The sequence below is a fragment of the Trebonia sp. genome, from assembly GCF_049794275.1.
Taxonomy (GTDB): domain Bacteria; phylum Actinomycetota; class Actinomycetes; order Streptosporangiales; family Streptosporangiaceae; genus Trebonia.
In genome coordinates this window covers 1-7,925 of the sequence record NZ_JBARCR010000501.1, presented here as the reverse complement: position 1 = coordinate 7,925, position 7,925 = coordinate 1, and the positions used below count along the sequence as shown (strand labels likewise).

General features: G+C 69.2%; 9 protein-coding genes. 8 read left to right on the top strand and 1 reads right to left on the bottom strand.

Going from position 1 to position 7,925, the window contains the following annotated elements; all coding sequences use genetic code 11:
* The 7 genes from WA805_RS13625 to WA805_RS13595 all read left to right on the top strand — a co-directional run.
* On the top strand, nucleotides 1-761 hold a 761-nt coding region (locus WA805_RS13625), incomplete at its 5' end, for a tyrosine-type recombinase/integrase (RefSeq protein ID WP_424560561.1).
* Between the two features lie 266 nt (nucleotides 762-1,027).
* Entirely contained in the window at nucleotides 1,028-2,077 is a 1,050-nt protein-coding gene (gene rpsB / locus WA805_RS13620; RefSeq protein WP_422288993.1) for a 30S ribosomal protein S2, read from the top strand.
* Nucleotides 2,078-2,212: 135 nt separating this feature from the next.
* Complete coding sequence (tsf, locus tag WA805_RS13615) at nucleotides 2,213-3,049, top strand: translation elongation factor Ts (RefSeq protein ID WP_422288994.1); 837 nt, start codon at nucleotides 2,213-2,215, stop codon at nucleotides 3,047-3,049.
* A 48-nt stretch (nucleotides 3,050-3,097) separates the two neighbouring features.
* Nucleotides 3,098-3,865, top strand: a complete 768-nt coding sequence (gene pyrH, locus WA805_RS13610) for a UMP kinase (RefSeq protein ID WP_422280080.1) — start codon at nucleotides 3,098-3,100, stop codon at nucleotides 3,863-3,865.
* Between the two features lie 2 nt (nucleotides 3,866-3,867).
* Nucleotides 3,868-4,425, top strand: coding sequence for a ribosome recycling factor (frr, locus tag WA805_RS13605; protein ID WP_422280082.1), 558 nt, complete (start codon nucleotides 3,868-3,870; stop codon nucleotides 4,423-4,425).
* Entirely contained in the window at nucleotides 4,422-5,303 is an 882-nt protein-coding gene (locus WA805_RS13600; RefSeq protein ID WP_422280084.1) for a phosphatidate cytidylyltransferase, read from the top strand. Before frr ends, WA805_RS13600 begins: the two co-directional genes overlap by 4 nt.
* Before the next feature lie 156 nt (nucleotides 5,304-5,459).
* A complete protein-coding gene (locus WA805_RS13595) occupies nucleotides 5,460-5,639 on the top strand; it encodes a hypothetical protein (RefSeq protein WP_422280086.1) in 180 nt (59 codons plus the stop codon).
* A gap of 41 nt (nucleotides 5,640-5,680) precedes the next feature.
* Here WA805_RS13595 and WA805_RS13590 read toward each other — a convergent pair whose 3' ends face one another.
* Nucleotides 5,681-6,796 carry a suppressor of fused domain protein gene (locus tag WA805_RS13590; protein ID WP_425242514.1) on the bottom strand — a complete coding sequence of 372 codons (1,116 nt, stop codon included), beginning with the start codon at nucleotides 6,794-6,796 and terminating at the stop codon, nucleotides 5,681-5,683.
* A 105-nt stretch (nucleotides 6,797-6,901) separates the two neighbouring features.
* Between WA805_RS13590 and rlmN the strand changes: the two genes are divergently transcribed.
* Nucleotides 6,902-7,925, top strand: a 1,024-nt coding sequence (gene rlmN, locus WA805_RS13585) for a 23S rRNA (adenine(2503)-C(2))-methyltransferase RlmN (RefSeq protein ID WP_425242513.1), incomplete at its 3' end; no start/stop codon positions are given.

Sequence of the window (7,925 nt, the reverse complement as noted above, 5' to 3'; positions counted from 1 at the left end):
CGTTCACCTCGTTCGCGCACCGGCAGGGGTGGCTGGCCGCCGATCCCGGTCCGCAGCTCGGCACGCCGAAGGCGCATCGCGTGCTGCCGCAGGTGCTGCGCAGGGAAGAGATGAACTCGGTGCTGGCGGACTGCGAGGATCGGGCCCTGCGCGGCTTCGCCGCCGGGCAGCGTACCGCCGCGGCGGCGGCCATGCGCGACGCCGCCGTCCTCGAGCTGCTGTACGCGTCGGCCATCCGGGTGAGTGAGCTGTGCGAGCTGGACGCCGGGGGGCTCGACGCCGGGCGGCGGACCGTGCGGGTGCTCGGCAAGGGGCGCAAGGAGCGGGTCGTTCCCGTGGGCGTGCCCGCGGTGCGGGCGGTGGCCAGATGGGAGGAGCTGGGGCGGCCGGTGCTGGCCAACTCACGGAGCGGGACAGCCCTGTTCCTCGGGGCGCGCGGCGGCCGGCTCGATCCGCGCACCGCCCGGCGGATCGTGCACGCTCGGCTGCGTGACGCTAACCTCGCCGACCTGGCCGGAATGCTGACCGGTGAGGCGGCGGACGGAGATCAACAGGTCGCTCGTGGAGCGCAGGCGGTCAGGGACGCCGGCCCGCACGCGATCCGGCACACCGCCGCTACCCACCTGCTCGAAGGCGGCGCTGACCTGCGCAGTGTCCAGGAGATGCTGGGCCACTCCTCGCCTGCGACGACCCAGATCTACACGCACGTATCCGCGGAGCGGCTGAAGGCGAGCTACCGTCAGGCGCATCCGCGCGCCTAACGCCGCGCCGGTTGAAGTATCCTAGGTAACGGTCGCTCCGCACCCGCACCTCATGAGCGGGTGCAGCGGCCAAAATTCGCGTGCCCGTACCCGCACGACCCCGGCGCCTGACAAGGGATTGCCCGGGGGACGCGGAACCGCACCACTCGGTCCGCCGGCCACTAGGCCGGCTGCACGGTGCGGATGCAAACGGCGGGCACCAGGAGATAACCGAGCCGCGCGCAGCACCCAAAATGCCGCGCGCACTGTAAGGAAGGACCGTAGCGATGGCCCCGGTCGTCACCATGAAGCAGCTCCTGGAGAGCGGCGTCCACTTCGGCCACCAGACGAGGCGCTGGAACCCGAAGATGAAGCGTTACATCCTCACCGAGCGCAACGGCATCTACATCATCGACTTGCAGCAGTCGCTTGACTACATCGACCGCGCATACGAATTCATCAAGGAGACCGTCGCGCACGGCGGCACGATCCTGTACGTCGGCACCAAGAAGCAGGCCCAGGAGGCGATCGCCGAGCAGGCGCGCCGGGTGGGCATGCCCTTCGTGAACCAGCGCTGGCTGGGCGGCATGCTGACGAACTTCTCCACCGTGTTCAAGCGGCTGCAGCGGCTGAAGGAGCTCGAGGAGATCGACTTCGGCGACGTGGCCGGATCCGGCATGACCAAGAAGGAGCTGCTGCAGCTCAAGCGCGAGCGGGACAAGCTCGAGCGGACGCTGGGCGGCATCAGGGACATGGCGCGGGTGCCGAGCGCGATCTGGGTGGTGGACACCAAGAAGGAGCACATCGCGGTCAGCGAGGCGCGCAAGCTGGGTATCCCGGTCGTGGGCATTCTCGACACCAACTGCGACCCGGACGAGGTCACCTACCCGATTCCCGGGAACGACGACGCCATCCGCAGCGTTGCACTCCTTACGCGGGTGGTGGCGGACGCGGTGGCGGACGGCCTGATCGCACGGGCCGGCGCGTCGGACGGCGACGAGAAGCCGGCCGACGACCAGTTCACCAGCGAGGAGCCGCTGCCTGAGTGGGAGCGGGACCTGCTCGAGGGCCACCCGGCCGCGGCCCCCGACGGCGCTGCCGTGGCGGCCGTGACGACGCCAGCCGAGGCCGTGGCGGCCGCGGAGACCGAGAACGCCCAGGCGGATGAGGCCGCTGCCGAGGCGGAGGACGCCGCGGAAGAGGCGGCGCTCGAGGGCGACGTGGTGAGCGAGACCGGGCCGGCCGCCGAGCAAGTGGCCGAGGCGCAGGCCGAGGTGGCCGAGGCGCCGGCCGAGGTGGCCGAGGCGCAGGCCGAGGTCGCCGAAGTCGCCGAGTAACCGCGCGAGGAGCAGAGGCAGAAAAGCCGCCTGCAGCTTCCCGTGAGGCAAGACCTGCCGTCGGCAAGCTGCAGGCAAGCCGCCGGCGACCGCCAACGATGACGAGACAAAGACTGACGAACGAGGGATCAGGACATGGCGAATTTCTCCTCCGCTGACGTGAAGCGGCTGCGGGAGCAGACCGGCGCCGGAATCATGGACTGCAAGAACGCCCTCCAGGAGGCCGACGGCGACCTGAACGCCGCCATCGAGATCCTGCGGCGCAAGGGCGTCAAGGACGCGGGCAAGCGCGCCGCCCGCACGGCGGGCAACGGCCTGGTGACGGCCGAGCTCGACGGGAACAGCGCTGGCGTGCTCGTGGAGCTGAACTGCGAGACCGACTTCGTGGCGAAGAACGAGCAGTTCCAGGTGCTGGCGGGCAAGATCGCGGAGGCGGCGCTGGCGAACAAGGTCACCGACCGGCTCGCCCTGCTGACCACCGAGGCCGGACAGGGCAAGACCGTCGAGCAGCTCATCGAGGAGGCCAGCTCCTTGATCAAGGAGAAGATCGAGCTGGGCCGCTACGCCCGGTTCGAGGGCGGGTACGTGACCAGCTACCTGCACCGCTCCGACCGTGACCTGCCGCCGACCCTCGGCGTGCTCGTGCAGCTGGACAAGCCGAGCGAGGACGTGGCCAGGGACCTGGCCCAGCAGATCGCGGCGATGCGCCCGCAGTACGTGACGCGGGACGAGGTGCCGGCCGACGTGACCGAAAAGGAGCGCCGGATCGCCGAGCAGATCACCCGCGACGAGGGCAAGCCGGAGCAGGCGATCGCGAAGATCGTCGAGGGCCGGGTGGGCGCCTTCTACAAGGACGTGGTGCTCACCGAGCAGGCGTTCGTGAAGGAGCCGAAGCAGTCGGTGGCGCAGGTGCTCAAGGCCGACGGCGTGACCGTGCGTGGCTTCGCCCGGTTCCAGGTCGGTCAGGCCTGAGGCCCGGCACGAGGCCGGTCAGCGGCCCGAGACGAGGCGGACAACCGCATGCCTGACGACTGGGCGCCGGAGAGCGGACGAGAATGCGGGACCAGCCACGCCGGCTGGCACCGCGTGGTAGTCAAGCTTTCCGGCGCCTTGTTCGCTGGCAGCGAGTCGCTGGGCATCTCGCCCGACGTGGTGGCGCACCTGGCCGAGGAGATCGCCGAGGCGCGCGCGCAGGACGTGCAGATCGCCGCGGTGGTCGGCGGCGGGAACATGTTCCGTGGCGCCGCGCTCGCGCAGCGGGGCATCGACCGGGCGCGGGCCGACTACATGGGCATGCTCAGCACGGTGATCAACGCGCTGGCCTTGCAGGACGCGCTGGAGCAGCACGGCATCGACACGCGGGTGCAGACCGCCATCACGATGAGGCAGGTGGCGGAGCCGTACATCCCGCGGCGCGCGATCAGGCACCTGGAGAAGGGCCGCGTCGTGATCTTCGGCGCCGGGCTCGGCGCGCCGTTCTTCTCTACGGACACCGCGGCCGCGCAGCGTGCGCTGGAGATCAAGGCGCAGGCGCTGCTGAAGGGCACGAAGGTAGACGGGGTGTACGACGCCGATCCGCGGACCAATCCAGGGGCGACCAGGTTCCCGCGGCTGGACTATGGTGAGTACCTCAGCCGCGGGCTGAAGGTGATGGACGCGACGGCGGTTGCCCTCTGCCGGGACAACAAACTCCCCATCGTCGTCTTCGAACTGATGGAGCCGGGTAATGTGGTGAGGGCCGTCCGGGGCGAGCCGATCGGCACTCTCTTGTGCGCACAGGAGCCGTAACGATGATCGATGACACCCTCCTCGAAGCCGAGGAGAAAATGGACAAGGCCGTCTCGGTCGCGAAGGAAGACTTCAGCAACATCCGCACCGGCCGCGTCCATCCGGGCATTTTCGCCAAGGTAACCGCCGAGTACTACGGCACCCAGACGCCGCTCAACCAGCTCGCGTCTTTCCACGTGCCGGAGCCGCGGATGGTCGTGATCCAGCCGTTCGACAAGAACTCCCTCGGCGCGATCGAAAAGGCGATCAGGAACAGCGACCTCGGTGTGAACCCGTCGAACGACGGCGTGATTATTCGCGTGGTCTTTCCTGAGCTGACCGAGGAACGCCGCCGCGAGTACATCAAGACCGCCAGGTCCAAGGCCGAAGACAGCCGCGTCTCCATCCGCAACGTCAGGCGGCACGCCAAGGACGCGCTGGACAAGCTGATGAAGAACAGCGAGGCCGGCGAGGACGAGGTGCGCCGCGCGGAGCGTGACCTGCAGGAGCTCACCGACCAGTACGTCGCGCAGATCGACGAGCTGCTCAAGCACAAGGAAGCCGAGCTTCTCGAGGTGTGAGCGCCGCAAGCACCGCGCCCGAGGGCACGACGCCGACGGAGCCGACCCCGCCTAACGGGGGCATCAGGACCGGCCGGAACCTCTTCGCCGCGATCTGGGTCGGCGTGCTCATGGGCGGCGCGGCGCTGATCACCCTGTTTACGGTCAAGGCGACGTTCCTCATCTACATGGGCGCGGCCCTGCTGGTGGCGCTGCACGAGCTGGACACGGCGCTGCGGAAGTCCCGTGACATCAAGATGCCGGCGATCCCGGTCGCGCTCGGCGGCGCCGCGATGGTGACGTGCGCCTACTGGGCCGCTGGCGGCGCCGTCATGGCCGCGTTCGCGCTGACGTTGGTCGCGATTTTGATCTGGCGCCTGTTCGGCGGGACTAAAGGTTACGTCAATGACGTCACCGCCGCCGTGTTCGCCGCGGCCTACCTGGGCCTGCTCGGCGCCACGGTATCCGCGATGCTCACGCCGCACGACGGCGGACGCCGGGTGCTCGCCTTCATCATCATCACCATCTGCACCGACATAGGCGGCTACTTCGCCGGCATCACGCTCGGCAGGAGCGGCGCGCACAAGATGGCCCCCGCCATCAGCCCGAAGAAGACGTGGGAAGGCCTGGCGGGCTCCGCCGTCGCCAGTATCGCGGCGGGCACGATCGTGATGCCGGTCGCGCTGCACGGCTACTGGTGGCAGGGCGCCATCCTCGGCACGGCCGTGGTCGCCGCCGCGGTGTGCGGCGACCTCGCCGAGTCCATGATCAAGCGGGACCTGGAGATCAAGGACATGGGGTCACTGCTGCCGGGCCACGGCGGGATCCTGGACCGCATCGATTCGCTGCTTCTTAGCGCTCCGGTCGCATGGCTGTTGCTGGCGGTATTCCTGCGCTGAGGTTAGCGTCGTGCCTTTCCGTGCAGCTCCGGTGACTGCTTTTACTTATCCGGAACGGTCCAGGGATGGCTCTCCGGCCAATGTTTACTCGCCGTTTTTTACGGGACTTGTCGGGCAGGAAATCCCCGCGGAATACCCGGAACGGAGTCGAGGGACATGTCAGGAAGATGGCTTGGCCGCCTCGTTCTATTCGTCTACCTGGTCATCGGCGGCTTTATCGCCTGGGACCACGGCTACCTTAGCCTCGCCTGGCTGCGCGTGCTGGCCAGCGCGGTCCTCGCGATCTTGCTGTGGTGGCTGGTCCTGCTCGGCGTGAACCTGCACATTCACGCATAGCGCTATCTGTTGCGGGGGCCCGGCCCCCCGCAACCCCCGCGTTACCGGAGCGCCGTGGCTGGAGGATTGACGATCCAGCCGCGGTGTTCCACCGCCAGCCGGCTGACGAGGCTCGCGGAGCCACGTTCCTTGGCAAGGAGCCGGGATCGTTCCGAAATAGGAATTATCCAGAGCCACCGCACCGGGTCACCGTCGACCGACAGGCCGGACATGTCGGGAGGTGGCGGCCCGGGAAGCCCGGACGGGTCGTCGAGCAGCAGCACGGCCTCGTGGCCGCCGCCGAGCGGAAAGGTCGACGGCTTGTCGTACCAGCGGACACTGTGACCGGGACCGAACCAGGTCACGGCCCGCCACGGGTATCCGGCTAGCCACAAGAACACCAGGGCGGCCACTCCCGGCGGCAGCGTGGTCGCGACGGCGAGCTCGACCCTGGAGTACCCGGCCGGGTTGTCGATCACCTGCTCGACGACCGGCATCCGCTGCGCGCTCATCCCGATGGTCGACAGCACGGTGTACGGCCGCCCGGGAGCCGGCGGCCGCTCGGAGATCCCGATCGACGGGCGCCTGCCCGGCGCGCCATCCCAGTAGTGCGCGCCAGGACCGAGTCGCGCGGTCAGGTGGGCGAGCGTCGCCTGCTGGAATTGGCCCCAGCCGGCCGCGGAGTTACGCCACTCCCAGAACTCCCTCGCGCGCTCGACCCGCGGCCCGAGACCCTCGATGGCGTCGTCGAGGGACCAGCCGAACGGCGTCTGGCCGATCACGTCCCTGCTGTAGCCGGGCATGCCGCGGCTCATGTCCGACCAGCCGGGGATGACCGCGAGCAGCGTGCCGCGCTCGAGCAGCGCGACGCCGTCACCCTCCTCGAACCACAGCGCCTGCAGCGTCACCGGGTCAAGCGGCGGCCTGCCGCGCGGATGGTTGGTGCGGGAGGCGGGCATAACCGGCGCCTGCCCCGCGTTGAGCCTGCTTGGGTCGGTAGTGCGCGGCGCGCGCACATGGTTGGCTATCCAGGTAGCGGCGATCACTGTCGTCTCGTCGTGCAGGTACGCAGCCGTGGTGGCGCCGTCGAACTCGACCGTCAGCCGCCGGCTCCCGTAAGGGCTCACACTGTCGAGCAGCGTGGCTACTTGCGGGTACGGGTCGGGTCCTGACCGCATAATTGCCATATCCCCAATATCGCCTAGTTTGCCCTCCGTGATCAAGCCTTCACATAGAGGTAATATCGGTAGGTCAATCCCCATTTTTACGCGAACGGAGCCGCTGTGTCTCGTCCACCTCGTCATCTCGCCGACCTGGAGCTGGCGGAGCGACGGCGCGCGGTCGCTGAGCTCGGGGAACGCGAGTTCCGCGCGGATCAGCTGTCGCGGCACTACTTCGGCAGGCACACCGATTCGCCCGACGACATGACCGACCTGCCCGCCGCGACGCGCGCGGCCCTCGCCGGCGAGCTGCTGCCGCGGCTGCTGACTCCCGAGCGGGAACTTTCCTGCGACGACGGCGCGACGCGCAAGACGCTGTGGCGGCTGTTCGACGGCGCGCTGGTCGAGTCGGTGCTGATGAAGTACCCCGACCGGGTGACCATGTGCGTGTCGTCGCAGGCCGGGTGCGGCATGGGCTGCCCGTTCTGCGCGACGGGCCAGGCCGGGCTGACCAGGAACCTGTCCGCCGCGGAGATCGTCGCCCAGGTCGTGGCGGGCGAGCGGCACGCGCGCGTCTCCAACATCGTCTTCATGGGCATGGGGGAGCCGCTGGCGAACTACAAGAACGTGCTCGGCGCGGTCCGCCGGATGACCGACCCGGTGCCGTCCGGGCTCGGCATCTCGCAGCGTTCGGTGACCGTGTCCACCGTCGGCCTGGTCCCGGCGATCAATCGGCTGGCCGCGGAAAAGCTGTCGGTCACGCTCGCGGTCTCGCTGCACGCGCCCGACGACGAGGCCCGCGACGAGCTCGTCCCGGTGAACCGCCGGTGGAAGGTCGCCGAGGTGCTTGACGCGGCGTGGGACTACGAGGCCGTCACCGGGCGGCGCGTCTCCATCGAGTACGCGCTGATCAGGGACGTTAACGACCAGCCGTGGCGCGCCGACCTGCTCGGCTCGCTGCTGGCCGGCCACCTCGTGCACGTGAACCTGATCCCGCTCAACCCGACGCCGGGCTCGAAGTGGACCGCGTCCCGGCCCGGCGTGCAGGAGGAGTTTGTTCGCCGCGTCGCCGCGCACGGCGTCGCGGTGACCGTCCGCGACACCCGCGGCCGGGAGATCGACGGCGCCTGCGGCCAGCTGGCCGCCA

Coding starts and splice junctions, on each gene's coding strand:
- pyrH (WP_422280080.1), top strand. CDS start 3,098: ATGCCTGACGACTGGGCGCCGGAGAGCGGACGAGAATGCGGGACCAGC.
- rpsB (WP_422288993.1), top strand. CDS start 1,028: ATGGCCCCGGTCGTCACCATGAAGCAGCTCCTGGAGAGCGGCGTCCAC.
- tsf (WP_422288994.1), top strand. CDS start 2,213: ATGGCGAATTTCTCCTCCGCTGACGTGAAGCGGCTGCGGGAGCAGACC.
- frr (WP_422280082.1), top strand. CDS start 3,868: ATGATCGATGACACCCTCCTCGAAGCCGAGGAGAAAATGGACAAGGCC.
- WA805_RS13595 (WP_422280086.1), top strand. CDS start 5,460: ATGTCAGGAAGATGGCTTGGCCGCCTCGTTCTATTCGTCTACCTGGTC.
- WA805_RS13590 (WP_425242514.1), bottom strand. CDS start 6,796: ATGCGGTCAGGACCCGACCCGTACCCGCAAGTAGCCACGCTGCTCGAC.